This window comes from Allosphingosinicella sp. (assembly GCF_035626655.1).
In the GTDB taxonomy this organism is placed as follows: Bacteria; Pseudomonadota; Alphaproteobacteria; order Sphingomonadales; family Sphingomonadaceae; genus Allosphingosinicella.
Map to the genome: position 1 here is coordinate 418,807 of NZ_DASPNF010000010.1, position 25,444 is coordinate 444,250.

The 25,444-nt window shown below is 69.1% G+C and carries 23 protein-coding genes and 1 tRNA gene; 6 read left to right on the forward strand and 18 right to left on the reverse strand.

Going from position 1 to position 25,444, the window contains the following annotated elements; translation table 11 throughout:
• Positions 1 to 70: 70 nt before the first annotated feature.
• From VEC11_RS10530 to VEC11_RS10545, 4 genes are read right to left on the reverse strand one after another with little or no spacing between them, the layout of a single operon-like run.
• The gene (locus tag VEC11_RS10530; RefSeq protein ID WP_464130812.1) at positions 71 to 430 is read right to left on the reverse strand and encodes an MmcQ/YjbR family DNA-binding protein; all 360 of its coding nucleotides are present in this window, start codon (positions 428 to 430) and stop codon (positions 71 to 73) included.
• Entirely contained in the window at positions 427 to 1,875 is a 1,449-nt protein-coding gene (locus tag VEC11_RS10535) for a serine hydrolase domain-containing protein (RefSeq protein WP_464130814.1), read from the reverse strand. The genes VEC11_RS10530 and VEC11_RS10535 overlap by 4 nt, the downstream gene beginning before the upstream one ends.
• On the reverse strand, positions 1,856 to 3,178 hold the full coding sequence (locus VEC11_RS10540) for a replication-associated recombination protein A (protein WP_464130817.1): 1,323 nt from the start codon (positions 3,176 to 3,178) through the stop codon (positions 1,856 to 1,858). The genes VEC11_RS10535 and VEC11_RS10540 overlap by 20 nt, the downstream gene beginning before the upstream one ends.
• A 35-nt stretch (positions 3,179 to 3,213) precedes the next feature.
• A complete protein-coding gene (locus VEC11_RS10545; RefSeq protein ID WP_464130821.1) occupies positions 3,214 to 5,457 on the reverse strand; it encodes a M20/M25/M40 family metallo-hydrolase in 2,244 nt (747 codons plus the stop codon).
• A 97-nt stretch (positions 5,458 to 5,554) separates the two neighbouring features.
• Here VEC11_RS10545 and VEC11_RS10550 point away from each other — a divergent pair, with 97 nt between their 5' ends.
• Together VEC11_RS10550 and VEC11_RS10555 are read left to right on the forward strand one after the other, a co-directional pair.
• Positions 5,555 to 6,583 carry an aspartate-semialdehyde dehydrogenase gene (locus VEC11_RS10550; RefSeq protein WP_464130826.1) on the forward strand — a complete coding sequence of 343 codons (1,029 nt, stop codon included), beginning with the start codon at positions 5,555 to 5,557 and terminating at the stop codon, positions 6,581 to 6,583.
• A 4-nt stretch (positions 6,584 to 6,587) separates the two neighbouring features.
• On the forward strand, positions 6,588 to 7,238 hold the full coding sequence (locus VEC11_RS10555) for a DsbA family protein (RefSeq protein ID WP_464130831.1): 651 nt from the start codon (positions 6,588 to 6,590) through the stop codon (positions 7,236 to 7,238).
• On the opposite strand, the gene VEC11_RS10560 is transcribed toward VEC11_RS10555, so the two are convergent.
• Positions 7,239 to 8,207 (reverse strand): NAD(P)H-dependent flavin oxidoreductase, encoded by a 969-nt coding sequence (locus VEC11_RS10560; RefSeq protein WP_464130835.1) that lies wholly within the window; start codon positions 8,205 to 8,207, stop codon positions 7,239 to 7,241.
• Between the two features lie 49 nt (positions 8,208 to 8,256).
• Here VEC11_RS10560 and VEC11_RS10565 point away from each other — a divergent pair, with 49 nt between their 5' ends.
• Together VEC11_RS10565 and VEC11_RS10570 are read left to right on the forward strand one after the other, a co-directional pair.
• Entirely contained in the window at positions 8,257 to 9,213 is a 957-nt protein-coding gene (locus VEC11_RS10565; RefSeq protein ID WP_464130839.1) for a zinc-dependent alcohol dehydrogenase family protein, read from the forward strand.
• 14 nt (positions 9,214 to 9,227) lie between these two features.
• Positions 9,228 to 10,178 (forward strand): aldo/keto reductase family protein, encoded by a 951-nt coding sequence (locus VEC11_RS10570; RefSeq protein WP_464130843.1) that lies wholly within the window; start codon positions 9,228 to 9,230, stop codon positions 10,176 to 10,178.
• Here the strand turns inward: VEC11_RS10570 and VEC11_RS10575 are convergent.
• The 12 genes from VEC11_RS10575 to VEC11_RS10630 form a co-directional block, all read right to left on the reverse strand.
• The gene (locus VEC11_RS10575; protein WP_464130847.1) at positions 10,175 to 11,068 is read right to left on the reverse strand and encodes an RDD family protein; all 894 of its coding nucleotides are present in this window, start codon (positions 11,066 to 11,068) and stop codon (positions 10,175 to 10,177) included. The two genes, VEC11_RS10570 and VEC11_RS10575, sit on opposite strands and share 4 nt — an antisense overlap.
• Positions 11,061 to 12,059, reverse strand: coding sequence for a stage II sporulation protein M (locus VEC11_RS10580; protein WP_464130849.1), 999 nt, complete (start codon positions 12,057 to 12,059; stop codon positions 11,061 to 11,063). Before VEC11_RS10580 ends, VEC11_RS10575 begins: the two co-directional genes overlap by 8 nt.
• Positions 12,056 to 13,369: a DUF58 domain-containing protein gene (locus VEC11_RS10585; protein ID WP_464130851.1), complete on the reverse strand. Its 1,314-nt coding sequence runs from the start codon at positions 13,367 to 13,369 to the stop codon at positions 12,056 to 12,058. Before VEC11_RS10585 ends, VEC11_RS10580 begins: the two co-directional genes overlap by 4 nt.
• The gene (locus VEC11_RS10590) at positions 13,366 to 14,322 is read right to left on the reverse strand and encodes an AAA family ATPase (RefSeq protein WP_464130854.1); all 957 of its coding nucleotides are present in this window, start codon (positions 14,320 to 14,322) and stop codon (positions 13,366 to 13,368) included. The genes VEC11_RS10585 and VEC11_RS10590 overlap by 4 nt, the downstream gene beginning before the upstream one ends.
• A complete protein-coding gene (locus VEC11_RS10595; protein ID WP_464130858.1) occupies positions 14,319 to 15,518 on the reverse strand; it encodes a hypothetical protein in 1,200 nt (399 codons plus the stop codon). The genes VEC11_RS10590 and VEC11_RS10595 overlap by 4 nt, the downstream gene beginning before the upstream one ends.
• The gene (locus VEC11_RS10600; protein ID WP_464130863.1) at positions 15,515 to 16,291 is read right to left on the reverse strand and encodes a DUF4129 domain-containing protein; all 777 of its coding nucleotides are present in this window, start codon (positions 16,289 to 16,291) and stop codon (positions 15,515 to 15,517) included. Before VEC11_RS10600 ends, VEC11_RS10595 begins: the two co-directional genes overlap by 4 nt.
• A gap of 97 nt (positions 16,292 to 16,388) precedes the next feature.
• Positions 16,389 to 16,464, reverse strand: a tRNA-Lys gene (locus VEC11_RS10605).
• 63 nt (positions 16,465 to 16,527) lie between these two features.
• Positions 16,528 to 17,646, reverse strand: a complete 1,119-nt coding sequence (rodA, locus tag VEC11_RS10610; protein WP_464131220.1) for a rod shape-determining protein RodA — start codon at positions 17,644 to 17,646, stop codon at positions 16,528 to 16,530.
• The gene (gene mrdA / locus VEC11_RS10615) at positions 17,646 to 19,592 is read right to left on the reverse strand and encodes a penicillin-binding protein 2 (protein WP_464130867.1); all 1,947 of its coding nucleotides are present in this window, start codon (positions 19,590 to 19,592) and stop codon (positions 17,646 to 17,648) included. The genes rodA and mrdA overlap by 1 nt, the downstream gene beginning before the upstream one ends.
• A complete protein-coding gene (locus tag VEC11_RS10620) occupies positions 19,589 to 20,107 on the reverse strand; it encodes a rod shape-determining protein MreD (RefSeq protein WP_464130871.1) in 519 nt (172 codons plus the stop codon). The genes mrdA and VEC11_RS10620 overlap by 4 nt, the downstream gene beginning before the upstream one ends.
• Positions 20,104 to 21,111, reverse strand: coding sequence for a rod shape-determining protein MreC (mreC, locus tag VEC11_RS10625; protein WP_464130875.1), 1,008 nt, complete (start codon positions 21,109 to 21,111; stop codon positions 20,104 to 20,106). The genes VEC11_RS10620 and mreC overlap by 4 nt, the downstream gene beginning before the upstream one ends.
• A 20-nt stretch (positions 21,112 to 21,131) precedes the next feature.
• Positions 21,132 to 22,175 (reverse strand): rod shape-determining protein, encoded by a 1,044-nt coding sequence (locus VEC11_RS10630; protein WP_464130877.1) that lies wholly within the window; start codon positions 22,173 to 22,175, stop codon positions 21,132 to 21,134.
• Positions 22,176 to 22,316: 141 nt separating this feature from the next.
• Between VEC11_RS10630 and mutL the strand changes: the two genes are divergently transcribed.
• Together mutL and VEC11_RS10640 are read left to right on the forward strand one after the other, a co-directional pair.
• Entirely contained in the window at positions 22,317 to 24,089 is a 1,773-nt protein-coding gene (gene mutL / locus VEC11_RS10635) for a DNA mismatch repair endonuclease MutL (protein WP_464130879.1), read from the forward strand.
• Positions 24,089 to 24,454: a hypothetical protein gene (locus tag VEC11_RS10640; protein ID WP_464130881.1), complete on the forward strand. Its 366-nt coding sequence runs from the start codon at positions 24,089 to 24,091 to the stop codon at positions 24,452 to 24,454. Before mutL ends, VEC11_RS10640 begins: the two co-directional genes overlap by 1 nt.
• Before the next feature lie 10 nt (positions 24,455 to 24,464).
• Here VEC11_RS10640 and VEC11_RS10645 read toward each other — a convergent pair whose 3' ends face one another.
• Positions 24,465 to 25,412 carry a class I SAM-dependent methyltransferase gene (locus VEC11_RS10645; protein ID WP_464130885.1) on the reverse strand — a complete coding sequence of 316 codons (948 nt, stop codon included), beginning with the start codon at positions 25,410 to 25,412 and terminating at the stop codon, positions 24,465 to 24,467.
• Between the last annotated feature and the right edge of the window lie 32 nt (positions 25,413 to 25,444).

Genomic DNA, 25,444 nt, shown 5'->3' on the forward strand with positions numbered 1-25,444 from the left:
GATGAACGATCTTATTCTGGCGACGGGGAAAGTTCAATTGGACAGGCGGTCCGCCCTGCCGGCCGGCTTGCTATTTCTTCTTCCGCGGCTTCACCTTCGGCTTGGCCGCCGTCCAGTCGCGCGAGCGTTCGATCATGTGGCGGACGCGCTCCTGATCGGCGCTGTCGAAGCGCACCAGCACCGCCGGCCAGCCCTCGTAATGCGGCGTCTGCCAGAAGGTGTCGGGGTCCGTCTCCTTCAGTATCTCGACCGTATCAAGGTCGATGGCAATGCCGAACGAGGTCTTGTCCTCGTGGCCGGTGTAGAGGAAGGCGCGGCCGTTCGAGGCGACCTTGACCGCCGGCTTGCCGTAGCTGGTCGACAGCATTGTATCCGGCAGCGACAGCGCATAGGCGACCGCTTTCTCCCAGCTGTCGATCCGCCCGGTCATCGTCTCGCCCCTTCTGCCGGCAGCGCCGCGATCACGTCGGCCGTGAAGCGGGCGATGTCGAAGCGCGTGCCGGCTGCATCCTCGCCGCGGCGGACAATCACTAGCCGGCGGCTCGGCACCACCATCACATATTGGCCCCGATTGCCCTGCGCGGCGTAGGAGCCCGCGGGCAGGCCCTGGCCCGGCCCGAACAGCCAGAGCGTCGCGCCATAGCCCGGGCCGCTGGCCGGCTGCGGGCCGGAGGCGCGCGTCATATAGGCCATCCAGCCCTCGGGCAGCAGGCGCCGCCCCTCCCACACGCCGTCCTGCAGCCAGAACTGGCCGAGCCGGGCGAGGTCGCGCGCGGTCGACCAGACCTGGCTGGAGAGGATGAAATTGCCCTGGTGATCCGTCTCCGCGACGGTGCGGGTCATGCTGAGCGGGGCGAAGAGGCGGGAGCGGGGGAAAGCGGCGTAGGCGTCGTCGTTATTCAGCGCGGCGCGCAAGACCCGGACTGCGGCGAGGATGTCGTTATTCGCATAGCGAAAGCGCGTCCCGGACTCTGCGATACGTGGCCAGTAGGCGATTTCGTCGGTGACGCTGGTGCCGCCGAAATAAACGGCATCGGTGCGGTTGCCTGCGGTGGCGCTGTAGAGGCCGCTGGCCATGCGCAGCAAATCGTCCAACCGGATGTTGCCGCGGCTGTCTCGCCACTCGGGAATACGAACCCGGTCGCTATGCCCGACGCCGAGCGTACGGTCGCCGACCGCCATGCCGATCAGCGTTCCGGCGATGCTCTTGGCTACCGACCATGTCCGCTGTGCGGTATGAATGCCGAACCCAGCCGCATAACGTTCGGCGACAATCCGCCCATCATGGACGATGATCGTCGCGGTGGTGCGGCCAGCACCGTAACTCGCGCCGTCGAACGCCTTTCCCTCCACCGCGGCTAGAAACCGTGATGTCCGGACGGAGCGCATGCGGTCGCCCGCCGGCCAGGGCCGGTCATCCCGGCTGCCGGCAAAAGCGGGCGGCATGTCGAGCACGGTGACCATGCCCGGCGATTCCTCCCGATATTGTCCGATAGGCTCGAGCGTACAGCCTCGATCGACTTGCCAAGTTGCGCGGCGAGGTGGCGCCGACTGGTCAAAGGGAACTTCGACGACGGCTGCATGGCGTTGGGGTGACTGCCGCCGGTCCCCGGGCCTCGTCATGAAGCTATGCACCTCGGCCCTCAGCGTCGGCACGATCGCGTCATATTCGGGATAGATGCCGGTCAGCTCGAGCGCCTCGATCTGCGCCTGCGTCCGGCCGGTGCCATTGAACATCGCGCTGCAGAGGGTCAGCGCCTTGTAGCCGGCGGCGATCGCGCGGTCGTAGCTGGTCGGCTCGCGCGCCGGCTGTTGCGCCGACGCGGGGGCCGCAAGCAGCAGAGCGAGGAGAAGGCTAGTCGTCCTTCTTCGCATGGCGCTGCTCCTCCCACCAGGCCATGCGCTCGGCGATGCGCTTCTCGAGGCCGCGGTCGGTGGGCGTGTAGAAGGTCTGGGGGGTCATTTCCTCCGGCCAGTAATTGTCGCCGGAGAAACCGCCCTCGGCGTCATGATCGTATTGATAGCCCTTGCCGTAGCCGATCTGCTTCATCAGCTTGGTCGGCGCATTGAGGATGTTCTTCGGCGGCAGCAGCGAGCCCGTCTCCTTCGCGCTGCGCCAGGCGCCCTTTTGCGCCATGTAGGCGGCGTTCGATTTGGGCGCGGTGGCGAGATAGAGACAGGCCTGGACGATGGCGAGCTCGCCCTCCGGCGAGCCGAGGAAATCGTAGGCGTCCTTGGCGGCGAGGCACTGGACCAGGGCATTGGGATCGGCGAGGCCGATATCCTCCGAGGCGGCGCGGGTCAGGCGGCGGAGCAGATAGAGCGGCTCCTCGCCCGCCACGAGCATGCGTGCGAGATAGTAAAGCGAGGCCTGCGGGTCGGAGCCGCGGATCGCTTTGTGCAGGGCGGAGATGAGGTTGTAATGCCCCTCCCGGTCCTTGTCGTAGACGGCGACGCGGCGGTGAAGGAGGGCGGCAAGCCCGGCCGGCGCCAGCGGTTCCGGGATCTCGATCGAGAAGAGGGTCTCGGCCTGGTTGAGCAGGAAGCGGCCGTCGCCGTCGGCGGTGGCGACGAGCGCGTCGCGCGCCTCGGGCGTGAGGGGGAGGGGGCGCTCCATCAATGCCTCGGCCCGGTCGAGCAACTTGCAGAGCGCCGCATTGTCCAGCCGGTTCAGGATCAGCACCTGCGCGCGCGACAGCAGAGCCGCGTTCAGCTCGAAGCTCGGATTCTCGGTGGTGGCGCCCACCAGCACCACGGTCCCGTCCTCGACATAGGGCAGGAAGCCGTCCTGCTGGGCGCGGTTGAAGCGGTGGATCTCGTCCACGAAGAGCAGGGTCTGCTTGCCGATCCTCATATGGTCGCGTGCTTCGGCGAACACCTTCTTGAGGTCCGCAACGCCCGAGAAGACAGCCGAAATCGCGACGAAGTGCATCCCGACCGCGTCGGCGAGCAGGCGGGCGATCGTGGTCTTGCCGGTGCCCGGCGGTCCCCAGAGGATCATCGAGGCGAGTTTGCCCGCGGCGACCATCCGCCCGATCGCGCCGTCCGGCCCGGTCAGATGCTCCTGGCCGACCACCTCGTCGAGCGCCTGCGGGCGCAGGCGGTCGGCGAGCGGCGCATTCTCGCCGGGCGGGGGCGCCGCGGGTTGTTGCTCGTCGGTCTGGAAAAGATCGGCCACGCCGGGCGATTAGCCTATTTCATCCGCCTTGGCACCTACGGCACGGGCGGCGACGTGAGCCTTTGCGGCAGGTAACTAAAGCGGTCGAGCAGGATCGTGGCATCCGGCCCATATTGCGGCCGGGCATTTTCAGGGCGCGCACGTACGAGCGCTTGGGCCTCCGGCGGCAGTCCGGACCGGCTGCCGACCACAGTGAAGTGGACGATTTCCGGACCAGGCAGCAGGATATCGATCTCGGCGCCGTCGCAGCCTCTCCCCGCACAGCGGACGAAGGTTCGCCCGGCATTATCGGCAAAGGGACGGATGGAACCGGGCGCGCCCGCCGCTTTTAGCCTCGCTTCCGCGGGCGCGATGAGCGCGGCACTCTCAGAGCCGTTCATTGCGAGCCTGAGCCGGAGCAGCAGCCCGTCCGGCCTGTTCTCCCGGCCGACCAAGGTAAAGGCCGGCGGAGTCATCCTGCCGAGGTCCCGAGGTCTCGGCGCGGGCGCGGCCCAACGCCGTCTTGTTGTCCAAGGAAATTCGGTGCGCTGCCAGTCCGCCGCATAGGGAACCGGGGCGCTGTCATTGTTGACCGCGAAACGGGCGCTGTTGGCTGACGGGTCCCAGACATATTCGATGGTGAAGAGCTGTTGCTTGTCGGCGCTGTAGGCGGGGGTGAAGCCGGCGACGAGCCAGCCCAGGATTGCGAGGTCGAGCGCGCCCGCCACTGCGAAGAGCGCACGCAGCCGGGACAATGCAGGCGCCAGCTCGATCAGCACGGGAAGCATAACGAGGGTACCCAGCGGCGCGAAGATCCAGATCGGGCCGGCGCTCATCAATTCCTCGAACAAGGCGATGGCGGGGCCGAAAGTCAGGTAAAGGAGAAGCGCGGCGAGCACGGCACCGACTGCTTCGGCTTTCGGGTGCCAGCGCTTGCCGACCATGCCGAGCGCCACGACCAGAGGCGGCAGCAGGAAGTAGATGGCGGCCCCCGGCGCAATGAAGCAGATCGACCCGCCCAGAGCGGTGAAGAACAGCCAGAAGGCGGCGCGCAGCCTGGTACGCTCGGCTGTGCCGGCGACCAGCAGCAGGCCGATCGCGCAGGCCGCCAGCGCCGAGGCATAGACGGCGGTGGTCGCGACGATCGGCCAGGCCCGCCAGTAATCGCCGGCGCGGATCAGGTTGAGGATGAAATGGCCGGCAAAGGCGAGCATGCCGGACAGGATCAGGGCCGCGAACATGGCGAGCAGCGGTCGGGCGAAGGCGCGCCGCCGCCAGGTCTCCACGGCGAAGAACAGGAAGAGCAGGCCGAGCAGGATGAGGCCGAACATCATCGGCAGCACGATCAGCACCCAGCCGCCAATATCGGCATAAAGCCGCTCGCCCTCGGCGGCGGGCGCACCCTCCTGAGCCACGGTGCGGGTCACCTGCTCGAGCTGGTCGCCCATATGCTGCACGCTGCGGCGGTCGAGGGCGGCGAATTCGTCGCCGGCGCTGTGATAGCGGGTTTCGTTGCCAATCACCGCGAAGTTGAGGATCGTCCAGGGCCGCTCGTCGAACACCGCGACGTCGGTGGAATTGGGGATCAGGCCGTAGAGGTCGGTGGAGAGCGAATTGCCGACAGGCCGGGAGACCGCCGTGCGGTAGAGCGCGATTGCGGCGCCGTTCGGCCGGCTCGTCTCGAACATGATCGCCGGACCGTTCACGCCGCGGGATTCGAGGTTCACGGCGATGTCGACCCGGGCGGCGAGCGGGTCGCGGTCGAGGAAGGCGCGGGCGCCAAGCAAGCCGGATTCCTCGCCCTCGTTGAACAGGAAGGTAACGGGCCGGTTCAGCCGCTGGCTGCGCAACAGGTGCGCAACCTCCAGCATCGAGGCGACGCCAATGCCGTCGTCGGACGCGCCCGGGCCGGCGGCCGTGCTGTCATAGTGGCTGACGAGCAGCAGATGCCGCCCTTCGGCTGGCCCCAGGGTCGCGACCAGGTTGCGGACGCGCGCGCAGCTCACCGCCGAGCCGCGCCGGCCGTTGCAGACGAAATCGTCGGTGACGCGCGGCTCCAGGCCGACGGCGCGCATCTCGGCGATCAGCCGCTCGCGGACGGCGTCGCCCGCATCGGTGTCGACCGGATGCGGCCGCTGGTCGCCCAGGATGCGCTGGAGCCGCGCGACCGCGCGGTTGGCGTCGAAGCTGGTGGCGCTTTCCGCTGCGGGCGGGGATGGGAGGACGAGCAAAGCGCCCTTCAGCGCCATGGCCGCGAGCAAGGCGAGGGCGAGCGCCAGCAATATCCCCGCCTGCCGCATCCGCCCCCTCCCTTGTCTTGCTTGCGCCCCATGCCATATCCGCTAAGCGGGCGCTGCGCGAGAGAAGCTTATGCGCCATCCCTGACGGAGAATATCAATGGGTTATCGGGTGGTCGTCGTCGGCGCGACCGGCAATGTCGGGCGGGAGATGCTGAACATCCTCGCCGAGCGCGAATTCCCCGCCGACGAGATCGCCGCCGTGGCCAGCCCCCGCTCGACCGGCGACGTCATCGACTATGGCGACAGCGGCAAGGAGCTGCGCGTCCGCAACATCGAGCATTTCGACTTTGCCGGCTGGGACATCGCTTTGTTCGCCGCGGGCTCCGACGTGTCGAAAGTCTATGCGCCGAGGGCTGCGGCCGCCGGCTGCACGGTAATCGACAATGCCTCGCACTTCCGCATGGATCCGGACGTGCCGCTGATCGTGCCCGAGGTGAATCCCGAGGCGATCGACCTCTACCGCCGCAAGAACATCATCGCGAACCCGAACTGCTCGACCGCGCAGATGGTGGTGGCGCTGAAGCCGCTGCACGACGCGGCGAAGATCAAGCGCGTGGTGGTCGCGACCTATCAGTCGGTCTCCGGCGCCGGCAAAACCGGCATGGACGAATTGTTCGAGCAGAGCCGCAATATCTTCGTCGGCGACCCGGCCGAGCCGGTGAAGTTCACCAAGCAGATCGCCTTCAACGTCATTCCGCACATCGATAGCTTCCTCGACGACGGCTCGACCAAGGAGGAATGGAAGATGGTGGTCGAGACCAAGAAGATCCTCGATCCGAAGATCAGGGTGACCGCGACCTGCGTGCGTGTCCCGGTCTTCGTCGGCCATTCGGAGGCGATCAACATCGAGTTCGAGAACGAGATTTCCGCCGAGGAAGCCCGCAAGATCCTGCGGGAGGCCCCCGGGATCATGCTCGTCGACAAGCAGGAGGACGGCGGCTACGTCACCCCGGTCGAATGCGTCGGCGAATATGCGACCTACGTCAGCCGCGTCCGCGAGGACCCGACCGTCGAGAACGGCCTCTCCATCTGGTGCGTCTCCGACAATCTCCGCAAGGGCGCCGCGCTGAACGCGGTGCAGATCGCCGAGCTGCTCGGCCGGCGGCACCTCAAGAAGGCGGCCTGAGTCCTTGACGCTGCGGGCCGATCTCTACTGGTCGTTCCGCAGCCCTTATTCGTGGCTCGCCATCGGCCGCTACCGGGCGATGACCGAGGCCTGGGATCTCGAGATCGACCTCAGGCCCGTCTACCCGCTGGCCATCCGCCAGCCGGACTTCTTCGAGCGCAATCATCCCAACTGGCTGGCCTACACCTTTCGCGACGTGGTGCGGCTCGCCCAATATCACGGCATCCCGCTGGCGGCGCCGCGGCCCGACCCCATTGTGCAGGACCTGGCGACGCGGCGGATCGCGGCGGACCAGCCTCATATCTTCCGTCTCGTCCGGCTCGGGCAGGCGGCGGCGCGCCGGGGGCGGAGCCTCGCTTTCTGCGCCGAGGCGGCGCGGCTGATCTGGGGCGGGACCGAGAATTGGCACGAAGGCGGCCATCTCGCCGGCGCCGCGGCGCAAGCCGGGCTGGACCTCGCCGAGCTGGACGCCGAGGCGGACGCGGACGCGGATGCGCTCGACGCGGAAGTGGCCGCGAACCAGGCCGCGCTGGAAGCCGCGGGCCATTGGGGCGTCCCAACCCTGGTTTTCGCGGGCGAGCCCTTTTTCGGCCAGGACCGGATCGATGTCGCGCTCTGGCGGATGCAGCAGGCGGGTCTCGCCCCGCGGGGCTGACTATCCGACCCTGGTCAGCAATTCGGTCCTCGCCTCGGCATATTCGGTGATCAGCCGGGCGACATAATCCGCGGCCGACAGCACCGCGTCGATCGCGCCGATGCCCTGGCCCGAGCCCCAGATGTCCTTCCAGGCCTTGGCCTTGGCGCCGTCGCCGGTGCCAAAGTCCATCGTCTTGATGTCGCCTTCGGGAAGATTGTCCGGGTCCATGCCGGCCAGCTCGATCGACTTGCGGAGGTAATTGCCGTGCACGCCGGTGAACAGGCTCGAATAGACGATGTCCGCGGCGCGGCCCTCGACGATGCCCTGCTTGTAGGCCTCGCTTGCATTGGCCTCCCGGGTGGCGATGAAGGGCGAGCCGATATAGCCGAGATCGGCGCCCATCGCCTGCGCCGCGAGGATGGCGCGGCCGGTGGCGATCGCGCCCGAGAGGATCAAAGGCCCGTCGAACCAGTCGCGTATCTCCTGGATGAGCGCGAAGGGCGAGAGCCGCCCGGCATGGCCGCCCGCGCCCGCGGCCACGGCGATGATCCCGTCGGCGCCTTTCTCGACCGCCTTGCGGGCGAAGCGGTCGTTGATGATGTCGTGCAGGGTGATCCCGCCCCAGCCATGCACGCCCTGATTCACCTCGACCAAAGCGCCGAGTGAGGTGATCACGATCGGCACCTTCCATTTCTGGCAGGTCGCCATGTCCTCCATCAGCCGGATATTCGATTTGTGGACGATCTGGTTGACCGCATAAGGCGCGGCCGGCGCCTCGGGATGGTCGCGGTCCCAGGCGGCGAGCTCCTCGTCAATCCGGTGCAGCCATTCGTCGAGCAGGCTCTGCGGGCGCGCGTTCAGCGCCGGGAAGGAGCCGACGATCCCGGCCTTGCACTGGGCGATGACCAGGTCCGGATTGGAGACGATGAACAAAGGCGCGCCGATCGCGGGAAGGCGCAGGCGGTCGAAGAGGGGCGGAAGGCTCATGCCGTCTGCGTAATGGAAAGCCGAGGGAACACAAACTAGATTGCGCCCCATGATGCGCGCGATGCAGCTCGACCGGCCGGGCGCGGCGCTCCGCCTGGTGGAGCGGCCGCTGCCGGTGCCGGGCCCCGGCGAACTGCTGATCGAGGTCGCCGCCTGCGGCATCTGCCGGACGGACCTGCACGTCGTGGACGGCGACATCAAAGGTCCGCTGCCGATCGTTCCGGGTCACGAGATCGTGGGCCGCGTCGTCGGGAGCGGGGAGCGGGTCGGCGTGCCATGGCTGGGCCAGACTTGCGGCCAGTGCCGCTGGTGCCGCTCGGACCGCGAGAATCTCTGCGACGCGCCCGAATTTACCGGCTTCACCCGCGACGGCGGCTTCGCCACCCATGTCGTGGCGGACGCGCGCTACTGCTTCCCCATTCCCGACGCTTTTGGTGACGTCGAGGCCGCGCCCCTGCTCTGCGCCGGGCTGATCGGCTATCGCGCGCTCCGCCTCGCCGGCGCGGGCGAGGCTTTGGGTTTTTACGGCTTCGGCGCGGCCGCTCATATCCTGGCGCAGGTGGCGGTGCGGCAGGGCCGGCGGGTCCATGCCTTCACCCGCCCCGGCGACGAAAAGGCGCAGGCCTTCGCCTTGTCCCTGGGCTGCGCCTCCGCGCAGGCTTCGGGGCAGGCGCCGCCCGAGCCGCTCGACGCGGCCATCCTGTTCGCGCCCGTGGGTGCTCTCGTGCCCGAGGCGCTCCGTCAGGTGGTGAAGGGAGGCCGCGTCGTCTGCGCGGGCATCCATATGAGCGACATTCCCGCCTTTCCCTATGCCGCGCTCTGGGGCGAGCGGAGCATCCTTTCCGTGGCGAACCTTACACGGGCGGACGGGCTCGAATTCCTGCCGCTCGCAGCTTCGCTCGGCATCCGGACCGAAACGCGCGTTTTTCCGCTGGCCGAGGCCAATGTAGCGCTGGACCTGCTGCGCTGCGGCTCTATCGAGGGCGCCGCGGTGCTGGTCCCCTGAAGGAGGCGCATGACATGAAATATCGGAAACTGGGCGCGAGCGACCTCGAAGTCTCGGACATCTCCCTTGGCTCCTGGCTCACCTATGGGGTCGGCGTGGAGGCGGATGCTGCGCGCGCCTGCCTAGAGCGCGCCTTCGAGGTCGGCATCAATTTCATCGACACCGCCAACATCTATGGCCGCGGCGCGGCGGAGAGCTTCCTCGGCGACGCATTGCAGGGGCGCACGCGGGAAAGCTACATCCTCGCCACCAAGCTCTTCTTCCCGATGACCGACAGCGACCGGGGCCTTTCCGCCGCCCAGATCGAGAAGCAGCTCGACGCGTCGCTGCGGCGGCTGAACACCGACCATGTCGATCTCTATCAATGCCACCGCTACGACGACGAGACGCCGCTCGAGGAGACGATGCAGGCGCTGACCCGCGCTGTGGCGAGCGGCAAGACGCGCTATATCGGCTTTTCCGAATGGCCCGCGGACAAGATCAGGGCGGCGATCGACATGACCGGCGTGACGCGCTTCGTCTCCAGCCAGCCGCAATATAGCCTGCTCTGGCGCGAGCCCGAGCGCGAGGTGATCCCCCTCTGCAAAGCCAATGGCATATCCCAGATCGTCTGGTCGCCGCTCGGCCAGGGCGTGCTCACCGGCAAATATCGCCCGGATGCGCCGCTGCCGGCGGGGAGCCGCGCGACCAGCGAGGAGATGGGTGGCTGGATGGACCGGCTGCTGGCGCGGCCGGTGCTCGAGGCGGTGCAGCGGCTGCGGCCCATGGCGGCCGAAGCGGGCCTCAGCCTCGCCCAGTTCGCCCTCGCCTGGGTACTGCGCGAACCGAACGTCGCGTCGGCGATCATCGGCGCCTCGCGGCCCGAGCAGGTCAGCGAGAATGCGGCCGCTTCCGATGCGGTGGTCGATCCGGCGCTGTTCGCCGAGGCGGAGCGGATCCTGGGCGAAGCGCTGCAGCCGGCCTAGCCGCCGGTCCCGCTGCCCGTGTCATATTTGTCGAGCTTGCGCTTGCCGAACAGCAGGCCCCGCTCCATCCGCGCGCGGGCCGCGTTGTAATAGGCGGTGAGGAAGGCGTAATCGTGCCCCTCGCCATCGTCGGGCATGCCGATCTTGCGGCGGATCGCACCGGCGACCGGGACGATCGCCTCGGGTCTGGAATCGCGCAGCACCTTTTCCAGCGTCTGCAGCTCGAACACGCCGTAGACGTCGAGCTGGGCGTCGGTGAACCGGAATTGCGGCGAACCCTCCCAGACATTGCCGACATCGCCCTGCAAATCGCGCTTGGGCGCGCGCACCACCCAAGTGCCGGCGAGCAGGTCGCCGATCCGCATCCGGTCGCGGTTGAACAAGGGGAAGAGCACGAAGATCAGCACCCAGGCGATGCCGCCGAGCGCCAGCAGCCAGTCCGCCTCGCCGCGGGCGAGGTCGCCGATCACGAAGCTCACCGGCAGATAGAATTCGATCTCCCGCATGAGATTGCGGGCGATGACGCGGTCGGCGGTCAGCCGCTCGCCGCTGCGCGCGACGACCCGGAGGCCCGTGGCGCGCTTGCCGATCGTGGCGGCGCGGGGGCCGACCTCCTGCAGGATGAAGTAGAAATTCCTGAGGACGAACAGGCCGAGCAGATAGAGGATCGCGCTGACCTCGCGGCCGCTCCGGCCGGTGATCGAGAGGATGATCGCGAGGACCAGGTGCAGCAGGGCCAGCATGCCGACCATGACGAGCAGGTCGATCAGGAAGGCGCCCAGCCGCTGCCAGGCGTCCGCGAGGCGCAGGTTGAGGTCGACGCCCTCGGGCGTGATCAGGGTCCGGCGCCAGGACTGCTCGGCCCGGTTGCGCATCGCCCAATCAACCATCGGCGCCGGGCCTCCGCCGCGGCAGGTAGAAATAGGCGCACCAGAAGGCGAGCATGATCCCGCCGATCGTATAGCGCGCCCAGTCCTCGACGATCAGCTGGCGGCCAAAGCCTTCGAGCAGGCCGGCGCAGAGCAGCATCAGCACAACCCCGACCATGGCCAGCGCCGCCGTGCGGCCGGCCACGGCGGCCGCGGCGAGGCGGGTCTTCTCGCCGGGGAAGACCACGCTCCAGCCGATCCTTAGGCCGGCGGCCGCGGCGAGAATGATGGCGAAGATCTCGGTGGTCCCGTGGATCGAGAGCCAGCCCCCGAGCGCGAAGGTGAGGCCGTGCGAGGCGTAGAGCGCGAAGATGGCTCCGAGCATCGTGGCGTTCATGATCAGGAGCATGATGGTCGGCACGCCGAAGGCGAAGCCGAGCGCGAAGCAGAGCAGGGAGATTTGCGCATTGTGCGTGAACAGGAAGGCGGCGAAGACCGAGAGCGGGTTCTCGCCGCCATCGTCGTAGAGCGCGTTTCGAAGGAATTCGGTCGAGGCCGAGAAATCGCGGCCGCCCGCGAGCTCAGACGAGACGAATGCGTCGAACCAGCCATGATCGGACATGACGAGCAGATAGCCGGCCAAGGCGCCGATCGCGGTCAGCAGCAGGGTGATCAGGGTCTCGCGCCAGAGGCTGCGCATCGCCCGCGGCAGGTCCCGCGCGAAGAAGGCGGCGATCCGGCTCCTGAGCGGTGTCCGCACGCCATAGACGAAGAAATAGGCGCGGGCGCACAGCCCCTCCAGATAGGTGACCAGCTCCAGATCGAGCGAGGTCTCGCGCGCCACGGACAGTGAGGAGAGGGCGCCGCGATAGAGGACGGGCAGAGCGCGCAGATCCTCGTCGTCGAGCGCGCGCACGCTCCGTTCCTCGGCCCGGCGGAGGATCTCCTCGAGCTGGCCCCATTCATGCTCGCGGGCGGCACGGAAGGTGCGGGGATTGGTGAGCGCGGTCACAGCATGCCCCGCCGCTTGAAGCCGAGATAGGTGCTGACCAAGGCCGGGCCGGTCTCCGCCGCGCTCGCCTCCAGCACATGGACGCCGAGATGGCGCAGGCGGGTCAGCACCAGCCGCCGCTCCTGCAGCAGGCCGGCGGCGGCCACGGCCTTGCTGACGTCCTCGGGCGCCTGCGGCTCGGCGGCGGCGAAGGCCTCCAGCTCCTCGTCGCGAAGCACAACGAAGAGGACGAGGTGCCGCTCCAGCAGGGTGCCGACCGCGGCGAGCATCAGCTCGGCGCTGATCGTGTCGGCGAACTCGGTGAAGATGACGATCAGCGAGCGGCGGTTGAGCCCGGCCGCGAGCGTCGAGATGCCGAGCGTATAATTGGTCTCGCTCGCCGAATAGTCGATGCCCGCGGCCACGCGCTGCAGGGTGGAGAAGGCGCGCGGCCCGCCGATCGGCTTGCTCGAGGCGCGCGGCCTGGAATCGAAGGCAAAGAAGCCGACCCGGTCGCCATCCTTGAGCGCGACATAGGCGGTGAGCAAAGCGGCCGAGACGGCGCGGTCGATGCGCGGCTGGCCGGCGAAGGGCTCGGACATGGCCCGGCCGGCGTCGAGCGCCATGACGATATTGTTGTTGCGCTCGGTCCGATATTCCTTGGCGATCAGTGAGGCGTGGCGGGCGGACTGCTTCCAGTCGATCGCCCGCCGGTCCATGCCCTGGCGGTAGGCGGCGAGCGCCTCGAACTCGGCCCCTTCGCCGACCTGGAGCTGCGCCTTCTGGCCGTAGAGCGCCTCGCGATTGGCCATCTGGATGCCCTTGTCGCGCACCGGCCGGATGTCGGGGACGACCAGCACGGCCTGGTCGAGCGCGCGGGCGCGCTGCTTCCAGACGAGCCCGAGCGGGCCGCGCCAGCGCAGCCAGATCATCGTGACGTTCGCGGTCCCGCGCCGCTCGGCGGTCAGCGCGACGTCGGCCGCGCCCTCGTCTCTCTCCATCGCTCCCCGCGCGCGCAAGCCTTCGGGCGCCGCGATCGGCCCCTCGGTGCCGATCGCGAACCAGGCCTTGCGCGGCGCGCGCCGGACGAAGCGGACCCAGAGCGAGACGGGAAACGTCTCGCCGACCGCAACCGCATAAGGCGTGCCGCAGCCGAGCTCGGCATGGCGCACCGCCGGGCCGAGCACCGCGTCGAGCGCGGCAAGCAGGAAGAGCAGGACAAGCAGCCCGAGCCCGGCCGTCCACCAGGCGGGCGCATAGACGCCGATCATCAGCGCCGCCGGCGCGACCGCGGCGGCGGCGAGGATGAAGCGGCGGCTCGGGTAGATCAACGCGGCGCTCCGGTCTCTTCGATCAGCCGGTTGATCACCCCCTCGACCGGCCGGCCCTCGATTTCCGAGGCGGCGGAGAGGATCACACGGTGGCGCAGGACCGGCAGCGCCAGCGCCTTGACGTCGTCGGGCAGGACATAGTCGCGGCCGTCGAGCGCGGCGCGGGCGCGGGCGGCGCCGGCCAGCATCGCCGCGGCGCGCGGGCTCGCGCCGGCCTCGAGATCGGGCGCCTCGCGGGTGGCCCGGACCAAGCCGACGACATAGTTCACCACCTCCTCGACCATCGGGATCTGCGCGACGAAGGCGACCGCCTCGGCGACGCGCCGGGGCGGCACGTTCGGCTCGATCCCCCATTCCTCGGGCCGCGGGGCGCCGAAGCGGGCGCCGTGGCTGGCGACGATCTTCGCCTCCTCCCCGGCCGAGGGATAGGCGACGCGGTGCTTGAACAGGAAGCGGTCGAGCTGCGCCTCCGGCAGCGGATAGACGCCCTGCTGCTCGATCGGGTTCTGGGTGGCGATCACCATGAAATGATCGGGCAATTTGTGCGTCTCGCCGTCGATCGTGACCGCCCGCTCCTGCATCGCCTCGAGCAGGGCCGCCTGCGTCTTCGGCGGCGTGCGGTTGATCTCGTCGGCGAGCAGCAATTCGCAGAAGACCGGGCCGCGGGTGAGCGTGAACTGGCTGGTCTGGAAGTTGAACAGGTTGGAGCCGAGGATATCGCCCGGCATCAGGTCCGGGGTGAACTGGATGCGGCCGAAATCAAGGCCGAGCACGCGCGCGAAGCATTGGGCGAGGAAGGTCTTGGCCGTGCCGGGCGGACCTTCCAGCAGGATGTGGCCAGAGGCGAGCAGCGCGATGAGCATCAGCTCGACCGCATCGTCCTGGCCGACGATCGCCCGGCCCACGTCGCGCCGGATGCCGTCGGCAAGCTCTTTCACGTCTGTCGCGTTCACCGGATGATGTCCTTCTTCCATTGAAACAAGGCCCGCGCTGCAGCGGCCATGGACTCGCGGTCCCTGGTCTTCTCCAGGGCGGTCGCCAGCTCCGAAAAGGTCGGTCCGCTCCGCGTCAGGCGGTCGAGATATTCGTCCAGCGCCTCGCCGGACAGCTCGGGCGGGGCACCGACTGCGCGCGCGGTTTCCTGCTGGATGAACTCGGCATAGGCGGTGCTCATATGCACCTCGCGGCGGGCCAGCCGGATCAGGCCGGCGCTGTTTTCCACGAGTGCCGCCTTGCCGAGCGCGATCGTGCGTTCCTCGCGGCGCGGCTGGCCGAAGCGGATCGCGCCGTGAAAGCCCGCCAGCAGAGCGGCGACGATCAGCGCCAGCGTCATCGCCAGGAAGGGCGGCTCCAGCACGAGCCGCAGCAGGCTGGCGCTCTCGCGCGCCACGGCGGCGACATCGGTGAAGGTCGCGAAGTTGATGCTCTGCGCATCGGTGGCGTTCAGCGCGTCGAGCAAAGCGATCGCCGCGCTCGCCCGCGCCGGATCGCTGATCCCGTGATTGTTGAGCAGGTCCGGATCGGCGAGGATGTAATGCGGGCGGCCCTCGATCTGGGCGAGCAGGGCGCCGCCATTGGGCAGAGTGAGCAAAGGCACAAGGCCTTCGCCCTCGATCACCTGCGGCAGCGCCGGCGCGACCATGTCGGTGCCGACCAGGAAGTTCGTGCCGGTGGCACGACTGCCCGGCGGGACATTGTCCCTGATCGCGAGCCGGTAGCCGAGCTGCATGGCCAGGCGGTTGCCGGCGCCGGGGCCGATCGCCGTGACCCAGTCGCCGCCCCGCCGGTTCGCGACCGTGCGCCATTTGGGCAGGATGATCAGGGTAGGCCGCGCCGCCCGCCGCTGCCGCACCCAGCTCAGATCTTCCGAGCGACTGTTCTCGTCGATGGCGAGGACCAGCAGATCGTCGAAATCGAGCTCCGCCGTGCTGTTGATCACATAGGCCTGGCGGACCTGCCCGACCAGCTCGACCAGACCCTTGAAGCCGACCGCGGCCGGCGACATCATCTGCGCGCGGCTCAGCTCCTTCTGCTGCCGCGGCTCCGGCCCGCCATAGGCCATCACCCAGATGATCGCGGCGAAGGCGGCGATGCCGACGACGATCAGGCCGTAGACGATCTTCGGATTGAAGGGACTGCGCTCCTTCATCCCTGCCAGCCCTCGGCGAAGGCGAATTCGCGATAGGCGGTACGGCAATCCTGCCAGTCGTCGGGGCCGAGCGCGCGGCGGGCGAAGAAGCTGCGCTCGACCAGCGCCGCGATCCGCGCGAAGGCCGCCGCCGGCCCGCTCGGCAGCAGCGGATGGCCCGCAATGTCGCGGCTGGTCAAAGCCGGCCTGACGAGGTCCGGACGGTGGGCATGGATCTCGCCGATCGAGCGATGCAGTAGCAGCCGCGCCGCCTCGTCATAGCGGCCCTGGCTCGCCAGCACGTCCGCCTCGTCGAGCAGCTCGGTGGCCAGGCTTTCCTCCGGCCGCCAGGCCTCGCCTTCGCCTTTCGCCTCGCGGAGCTTGCGTGGCCGGCCCTCGCGGCCGCCGAGGCCGCGGTCGCAGAAGAAGGCGAACAGCCAGTAGAGCAGGATCGCCAGCGCGATGCCGGCGGCGATCCAGAGGAAGACCTGCATCACCCCGTCCAGCCCGCTGCTGCCGCCTGAAGCCGAGAGATCCGGCGCGCTGGCCGGCGCGGGCGGCGCGGCGGCGGGGTCGCCCTGGATGGTCGGCGCCGCTTGCGGGGGCGCCAGCGAGGGATCCGCGGTCGGCGCCGCGGGCGGCGAGTTCGGCATCGGCACTTGCCGGTCGCCGGGCCCATAGCCCCCGGTCGGCAGCTCGAACTGGATCGAATTGTCGGTGAGCAGCTGGCGGTGCGCGTCACCCAGCTGGCGGGCCGCCTCGCCGCCGTCCACTCCGTCCTGCGCGACCGTCATGAAACCCGCTCACCCCCTCGGGCAAGTCTAGGCAGCCCCGGCGCGAGCGCAAGCCGTAACCGGCTCGGCTGAATCGGCTGGTGTGATCAGGGGAGGGTGGTGGACGCACCAGGGCTCGAACCTGGGACCCGCTGATTAAGAGTCAGCTGCTCTACCAACTGAGCTATGCGTCCGTACCTTGCGGCGAAGGCGGGCATCTAGTGTCCCCGCGCCGAGATTGCAACCGTCCAGACGCGTCAGCGACGCCACTCGTCCCGGCGGGTGTTGCGGTCGATCGACATCAGCACGCCGAGGCAGATCATCACCGTCATCATTGCCGAGCCGCCATGGGAGACGAGCGGGAGCGGAATGCCGACGACGGGGGCAAGGCCCATCACCATCAGCAGGTTGATCGAGGCATAGAAGAAGATGGTCGCCGTCATCCCCGCGGCCGCCAGCTTCTCGAACCGGGTCCGCGCATCCCGCGACACGCGCATGCCCCAGCGGAGCAGCAAGGCGAACAGGAGGATGAGGAACAGGCCGCCCACCAGCCCCCATTCCTCGGCGATCGCGGCGAAGATGAAATCAGTGTGCGGCTCGGGAAGGAAGTCGCCGCTCGCCTGGGTACCGTTCAGGAAGCCCTTGCCGAACAGCCCGCCCGAGCCGATCGCAATCTTCGACTGGGTGATGTGATAGCCCGCGCCGAGCGGATCCGCCTCGGGATTGAGGAAGATCAGGACCCGTTCCCGCTGGTGCGGCATCATCAGGGAGAAGACGATCGGCATCGCGGCCGCGATCGCCGCGAGGCCGCCGATGAACAGCCAGAGCGAAAGCCCGGCGAGGAACATCATGAGGATCGTGCAGCAGGTGATCAGCATCGCAGTGCCGAGATCGGGCTGCATCAGAATGATGAGCGTCGGAAAGCCGACCATCAAGGCGGCCGGCCAGATCGCCGACCAGCGCTTGATCTCCCGCGGCGGCACGCCGGCGTAGAAGCGGGCCAGCACGATGACCAGCACCGGCTTCATCAGCTCCGAAGGCTGGATCCGGATCAGCTTGAGGTTGAGCCAGGACCGGGCGCCGCCATTGACCTCGCCGACTACCATCACCGCGAACAGCATGAGGATGACGCCGACATAGGCGACGAACACGAACTCGCTGTACCGCTCCGGCTTCACGTAGGACATGGCGAGCGCCATCACCAGGAAGATGGAGAAGCGCATCGCGTGCGGCAGCGCATAGGGCATCAGCCCGCCATTGCCGCCGGGCGCGGTCGAGTAGAGGCCGACCATGCCGATCGAGGCGATCGAGATCACCAGGATCAGGGCCGTCCAGGGCAGCCGCGCGATCGGCTTGGGGACGAAGGCGAGCGCCATCAGAGGGGCACCGGCGGCGGCGGCGGCGGCGGCGCGCCGGGCGGACGGTTGGCCCATTCGGCGGCGCGCCTGGCGGTGCGTTCGGCGAGCGTGCCGCCCCAGCCGGCCTCATGGGCGCGCAGCCGCTCCATCGCCCGGTCCTTGTCGAACAGATAGGTGAGCACGTCGCAGGCGACCGGCGCCGCGGCCCGGGCGCCGCCAAGGCCGTGCTCGATCACCACCGACCCCGCATAACGCGGCGCGCCGACCGGGGCGAAGAAGACGAACAGGCCGTGGTCGCGGTAGCGCCAGGCGGCGCCGGCGCGGCCGCGGCTGGCGTCGACGATGTTGCGGACCTGCGCGGTGCCGGTCTTGCCGGCCATGCGGATGTCGGGGAAGGGGAGGCGGCTCGCCCCGGCGGTGCCGGCGCCGTTGACGACCTCGTCCATGCCCGAGCGCACTGCCTCGAAGCTGGTCGCCGCGAAGGGCAGGACCGGCGATTGCGGGCGCCGCTCCAGGATGAGGCGGGGCTGGATGTCGCGGCCCGACGCGATGCGCGCGGCCATGACCGCGAGCTGCAGCGGATTGAGGATCACATAGCCCTGGCCGATGGCGGCGTTCAGCGTGTCGGCCTGGCTCCAGTCCTGATGATAGCGGCGCTGCTTCCACGCCGGATCGGGGATGGTGCCGTAGCTCTGCGAGACGACCGGCAACTCGTTGAAGCGCTGGCCGAGGCCCAGGCGCTTCGCCATCGCCGCAAAGCGGTCGATGCCGATGCGCCGTCCCATGGTGTAGAAATAGGTGTTGCAGCTCCGCGCGATCGCGGTGTGCAGGTTCATCGGGCCGTGCCTGCCGAGGCAGCCGAAGCGGCGGCTGCCCAGCTGATAACCGCCCGGGCAGTTCACCCGTTCGTCCGGATCGACCCCCGCCTCCATCAGCGCCATCGCCACGGCCGGCTTGAAGGTTGAGCCCGGCGGGTAGAGCGCGTTCATCGTCTTGTTGATCAACGGATGGCGCGGATCGGAGGAGAGCATGTCCCATTCCGCATGGCTGATGCCGTCGGAAAAGGCATTGGGGTCGTAGGCCGGCATCGAGGCCATGCAGAGGACATCGCCGCTGGCGCAGTCGAGGATCACGCAGCTGCCCGATTCCTCGCCGAGCCGGCGGGCGGCGAAGCTCTGCAGCCCCGCATCGATCGTGGTGTGCAGGGCGCCGCCGGCGACATCGGGCAGGGTCTGCAGCTGGCGGACGAGCTGGCCGCGCGCGGTGACCTCGACCCGCGCCTGACCCGGGCGCCCGCGCAGGCGCTGCTCCATCACCTTCTCGAGGCCCTCCTTGCCGACCTTGTAGCCTGGCGTGATCAGCAGCGGGTTGCGGTTCTCGGCCTCATATTCGCGCCGGTTGGGCGTCCCGACATAGCCGAGCAGATGGCCGACCGCGGCGCCCTCCGGATAGAAGCGCGCAAAGCCCTCGAGCACGGAGACGCCGGGCAGGTCCGGCTCGTGCACCTTGACCATATTATATTGCTGCGCGTTCAGATGCTCCGCGACCGGGACGGGCTGGAAGCCCTGGTCGCGCTCGAGCTCGGCGCGGATGCGCTGCACCTCCGCCGGCGGCAGCGCGAGAATCCGGGCGAGGTCCGCGAGCAATTTCTCCCTGTCCTGGATAAAGTCGGGGATGAGATCGACGCGCACGTCGGCGCGGTTGATCGCCATCGGCTGACCGTGGCGGTCGACGATCCAGCCGCGGCGGGGCGGGATCAGCCTGGTATGCACGCGGTTGGATTCGGCGAGGCCGCGATAGCGCTCATTCTCGCCGATCGCGATATAGCCCATGCGCGCGGCGAGAAGCACGGCGACGCCGGTCTGCGCGGAGTTGACCAGGAAGGACCGGCGCGAGAAGCTCTGCGCCTGGCTGAACTCGGTCGGCGGCGGCCCGCCGCCGAACAATTTCCGTCTTCGCCTCATCGCGACAGCCGCCAGCGATCGAGCCGCAGCACGAGCCGCGCCATGAGCGGATAAGCGAGGATCGAAAGGATCAGCTGGGGAAGCATGACCAGGATGCTCACCCTGGCGCCCATGAGCAACGCGATGTACCACACGCCCGCCGTGTGAAAGAGGATGCAGGCGGTGGCGAGCGTCCAGTCCAGCCAATAGTCGCGCACGCCGAGCAGATGGTCGGCATAATCGAGGCCGAGGAAGATCATCGTCCAGAGCAGCATGGACTGGCCCAGCGGCGCGCCGGGAACGATCAGGTCGGCGAGCAGGCCGAAGCCGAGCGCGGCCTGCGCCTGCCAGATTTCTGGCCGGACCAGCCGCCAGGTGATCAGGATCAGGAAGGCGAGGTTCGGGACCCAGAGGCTCGAGGTGACGATCGGCAGCAGGCCGAGCAGCATCGCGAAGATCGTCGAGGTGAGCGGGACGAAGCGGCGCCTGAGATCGCCGATCACGACCTCGGTCTCGGAGCCGGCGATCCTGCTCATCGGCCGGCCGCCGCGTTGAGCGCCGGGCTCTGCTGCTGCAGCGCTGGCTGGTAGCGCGGATCGTTCTGCTGGCCCGGGCGCGTCGCGGGGGCCGGTTGCGGCGGAGCCGGAACGGGCGCGGCTGGCGCGACCGGGCGCGCGGCGTCGAGCGCCCCGTCAGCCGCGGGCTGGTGGATGCGCTGGACGATCGCGAAATCGAGCCTCCCCGGATCGGCGATCGGCCGGGCGATGGCGCGCTCGCCCTCCCGCCCGATCACTGTCGCGACCGGAATGTTGGGCGGGAACAGCCCGCCGGCGCCCGAGGTGACGAGGATGTCGCCGCGGCGGAAGGGGATCTGGCCGACCTCCAGCGTGCGCAGCTCGATCGTGCCGTCGCCGCGGCCGACCGCCAGGGCCGGCGTGCCGTCGCGCACCAAGCGGACCGGCACGTTCGAGGCGGCGTCAGTGACGAGCAGGACGCGCGAGGCCCAGCGGCCGCTCTCCAGCACCCGGCCGATCAGCCCGTCGGCATTGCGCACCGGCATGCCCACGGTCACGCCGGAGCCGCTGCCGGCCGCGAGCGTCGCCAGCCGGCGCGGGGACTGGAAGGAGGAGGAGGTGATCCGCGCCGTGGTCACCTCGTCGTCGGTCTGCCGGGCGAGGCCGAGCAAGGCGAGCAGGCGCTGATTCTCATATTCGAGCGCCCGGCGGCTGTTCAGCTCGCGCTGCGCCTCCTCCAGCTGCCGGTGCAGGTCGGCATTTTGCGCGCCCGCATTCCAGTAGTTGCTGAGCGTGTCGCCGATGCCGCTGAAGAAGCCGACGACGGAGCGGCCGGCGCTGCTGATCGGCGCGGTCACATCCGCCGCCGCGGTCCGCAGCGCCTGGAAACCCTTCGGATCGATGATCGCGATGGCGAGCAGGAGCACGGCGACGAGACAGCCCGCCACGGCGATCACATAGCCGATGAAGACCCCATATTGCGCCCTGCGGGAAAAACCGGGGCGCCGTTTGCCCGGCGGCGCCATCGCCCGCCCCTACCTTCGCCCTAAGCGGTCTGGAGGACGCCGCGGAAGACTTCCTCTTCCATCGCGCGCCCTGTGCCCAGCGCCACGCAGGTCAGCGGATCGTCCGCGACCGTGACCGGCAGGCCTGTCTCGTCGCGCAGCACCTCGTCCAGCCCCTTGAGCAAGGCGCCGCCGCCGGTCAGGACGATGCCCTGGTCGACGATGTCGGCGGCCAGCTCCGGCGCGGTGTTCTCGAGCGCGATGCGCACGCCCTCCACGATCGTGCCGACCGGCTCCGAGAGCGCCTCGGCGATCTGCTTTTGGTTGATCGTGATCTCCTTGGGCACGCCGTTGACGAGATCGCGGCCCTTGATGTGCACGGTTTCGCCGTCCGCGCCGCCCGCCGGGGCCTTGGCGACGCCGACCTGCTTCTTGATCCGCTCGGCGGTGGCCTCGCCGATCAGCAGATTGTGGTTGCGGCGGACGTAGGAGGAGATCGCCTCGTCCATCTTGTCGCCGCCGACGCGGACCGAGGTGGTGTAGGCGAGGCCGCGCAGCGAGAGCACGGCGACCTCGGTGGTGCCGCCGCCGATGTCGACGACCATCGAGCCGATCGGCTCGGTCACCGGCATGTCGGCGCCGATCGCGGCCGCCATCGGCTCCTCGATCAGCCAGACCTGGCGGGCGCCGGCATTGGAGGCGGCGTCGCGAATGGCGCGTCTTTCGACGGACGTCGATCCGGAGGGCACGCAGATCACGATTTCCGGCCAGCGCGGGAAGCGGCGCTTGCCGTGCACCTTCTGGATGAAATGCTTGATCATCTGCTCGGCGACGTCGATGTCCGCGATGACGCCGTCGCGCAGCGGCCGGATCGCCTCGATCTGGTCCGGGGTCTTGCCCATCATCAGCTTGGCGTCGTCGCCCACTGCCTTCACCCGCTTGACGCCGTTCACCGTCTCGATCGCGACCACCGACGGCTCGTTGAGGACCACGCCGCGGCCGCGCACGTAGACCACCGTGTTCGCGGTGCCGAGGTCGATCGCCATGTCGTGGGAGGGAAATCGCAGGAAATTGAAAACGCCCATAATCTTTGTAGCTCGCCTGGCTGAGCGGGCGGCCGTGCGACGGCCTGATTCCCGAAACTTTTCCTATAGGATGGGCCCGCGCCCCCGGTCCACCAAAGACTTGTCTCGCGGGTCAAGGCCGCATCGTATAGAGGTTGAGGCATGTCAATACGCCGCCTTCCCGAGCATCTCGTCAATCGCATCGCAGCCGGTGAAGTGGTGGAAAGACCGGCCAGTGCGTTGAAAGAGCTGGTCGAGAACGCGATCGACGCCGGCGCGACGCGGATTTCGGTCGGTCTGGCGCAGGGCGGAATCGGGCGGATCGAGGTGGCCGACGACGGCTGCGGCATGGCCCCGGACGAGATCGCGCTGGCCCTGGAGCGGCACGCCACCTCCAAATTGCCGACCGACTCGCTGGACGAGGTCGCGACGCTGGGCTTCCGCGGCGAGGCCCTGCCGAGCATCGCGAGCGTGGCCCGCGTGACGATCGAAAGCCGGGTGCGCGGCGCCGACGGCTGGTCGCGCATCGTCGACAATGGCCGGCTGGCGGCGGAGGGGCCGGCGGCGCTGCCCCCCGGCACGCGGGTCACCGTCGAGGATTTGTTCGCCAGGGTCCCGGCGCGGCGCAAGTTCCTGCGCTCGGAGCGCAGCGAATATGCGGCCTGCCTGGATGTGGTGAAACGGCTCGCCATGGCGCGGCCAGACATCGGCTTCACGTTCGAGCATGAGGGGCGGCGCACGCTCCACGTCCAGCCCGGCGAGGACCGGCCCGCGCGGGTGGCGGCGCTGACCGACCGCGAGCTGGCCGCGAACAGCCTCGCGATCGACTATGCGCGTGGTCCGGTGCAGCTCGGCGGCGTCGCCGGCCTGCCGACCTTCAACCGCGGCATCGCCGATCACCAATTTCTGTTCGTCAACGGCCGGCCGGTGAAGGACCGGCTGCTGATCGGGGCAGTGCGCGCGGCCTATCAGGATTTGCTGGCCCGCGACCGCCATCCGGTGCTGGCTCTGTTCATCGACGTGCCCGGCGACGAGGTGGACGTGAACGTCCATCCGGCGAAGACCGAGGTCCGGTTCCGCGATCCGGGCGGCATACGCGGGCTGATCGTCGGTGGCCTTCGCCATGCCCTGGACGAGGCCGGGCACCGCAGCGCCCAGCGGCCGAGCGCGGCGGCCCTGGGCAACTGGCAGGCGGAGCCGGTGCGCAGCCCGAGCTTCCCGGCGCCGGTGCCGGGGCAGGCGAGCTGGCTGGGCGCGGCACCCGCGACGCTCGTCCGCGACCGCCACCAGGACTATGCTGCGCCGCTTCAGGCCCGCGCCGAGCCGGCCGTCGGCGCGGTGCCGCAGGCGCAGAGCTTCCCGCTCGGCGTCGCGCGCGGCCAGGTCGCCGCCACCTATATCGTCGCCGAGGCGGAGGACGGGCTGGTGCTCGTCGACCAGCATGCGGCGCACGAGCGCCTGGTGCTCGAGCGGATGCGCCGGGCGATGGCCAATGGCGGGGTCGCGCGGCAGACCCTGCTGCTGCCCGAGGTGGTCGAGCTGGACGAGCCGGCCTGCGACCGGATCGAGGCGCGGCTCGACGAGCTGGCGGAGATGGGGCTCGAGCTGGAGCGTTTCGGCCCACGGGCGATCCTGGTGCGTGCGACGCCGGCCATGCTCGGCGCCGGTGACGTCCGCGGCCTGGTCACCGACCTTGCCGACGAGCTCGCCGCCTTCGACAGCGCCTTGAGCCTGAAGGAGAAACTGGACCTCGTCGCCGCGACCATGGCCTGCCACGGCTCGGTCCGCGCCGGCCGCATCCTCTCGGTCGCCGAGATGAACGCCCTGCTCCGCGAGATGGAGGTCACGCCCCATAGCGGCCAGTGCAACCACGGCCGTCCGACCTGGGTGAAGCTCGCCCATGGCGACATCGAGAAATTGTTCGGGCGCAAGTGATGGCGAGACCGGCGTCCGATCGCTTCGAGACCGTGGCCTTCGTCTATAATCCGTCGGACCTGGCCCTGCTCCTCTCGAGGTTCGGCCACGCGAACATCCATGTGCAGCCGATCAGCCTCGGCCATGCGGCGGCCGATCCGACGATCGTCACGGCACTCGGCGGTGTGGCGCTCAGGGTGCATGCCGAGGAGGCGGCCGAGGCGCGCGCCTTGCTCGGCGAGCTGGAGCGCATTCCCTATCGCGAGCCTTTGTTCGTCGGCTTCCTGCTCGTCTTCCTAGTCCTGGCCCTGTTCGGCATCGGTTCGCCGCCCCGGCAGATTCCCACCTTCCTCACCGGCGAGCTCGCTGCGCGCGCCGACCCCTGATTGCGGCCCGCTAGGGAAAGCGCGCTGCGATCACATGCCCGATCAGGCCGGCCTCGGTTTCGAGCGGGCGGCTGGCGGCGACGCCGCCCAGGGCGCCGAGCCGGTCGGCGAGCCCGGCCGCGGCCTTCGCGTCGAGCGCCGATCTGACCATGGCCACCAGGCGGCCGCGATGGGCGACGATCTCGGAGCGGACCTGCTCGACCTTGCCGAGCAGTTGCGCGAGATCGAAATGGCTGCGTCGCCGGTAGCTGTCGAGGAGGACGGCGCCGGAATTGCGGAACATGGTCCGGTCCGACGCCCGCGGCACATGGCCGGCCACGCGAACCAAAGCGTCCTGGAAGGCGGCGAAGCTTTTTTCGGCAAGCGCCGCGTCGCCGCCGGCGCGCTCGACCGCGCACACTGCCTTGAAGCAGCGGGCGGCATGGCCGGGAAGGTCGATCTCGCCGAGCAGGAGATCGGCGTCAGCGATCACCGCCTTCGAGTCGCGCACGACCACGCCGTCGGCCGCGTGGACGACGAAGCGGATCCGACCGCCGGGCGCGACCATCCGCGCCGCTTCCGGAAGCGAGCGGGAGAGATCGGAATATTCGATCCCATATTGGCTCACCACCGCGTCGAAGCCGCCGTCGCCGAACGGCAGCGCCGCCACGTCGGTGCCGCTCCGGAACTCGATCCTGGCGTAGAGCGCCGCATGCCGGCTGACGAAGGCGGGCGGATCGATATCGGCCTGGTCGACCGCGACGATTCGCGCGGCGCGCTCATCCTCGGCGGCGAGCAGGGCTGCGGCGCCGTTGCCGGTGCAGAGGTCGAGGATGCAGGCGCCCGCCGGCAGGTCGGCGAAAAAGGCGCGCCAGCCGCCGGCAATCTCCCCGGGATAATTGGTCCGGCCCGCCCCGTCGAAGCACGAGGCAATGCGGTCGTAGCGCCAATATTGGCTCCAGATTTCCCCGTCCGGCACCTGTCCCCCCTCGCGCCGAAGGAAGGAGTGTA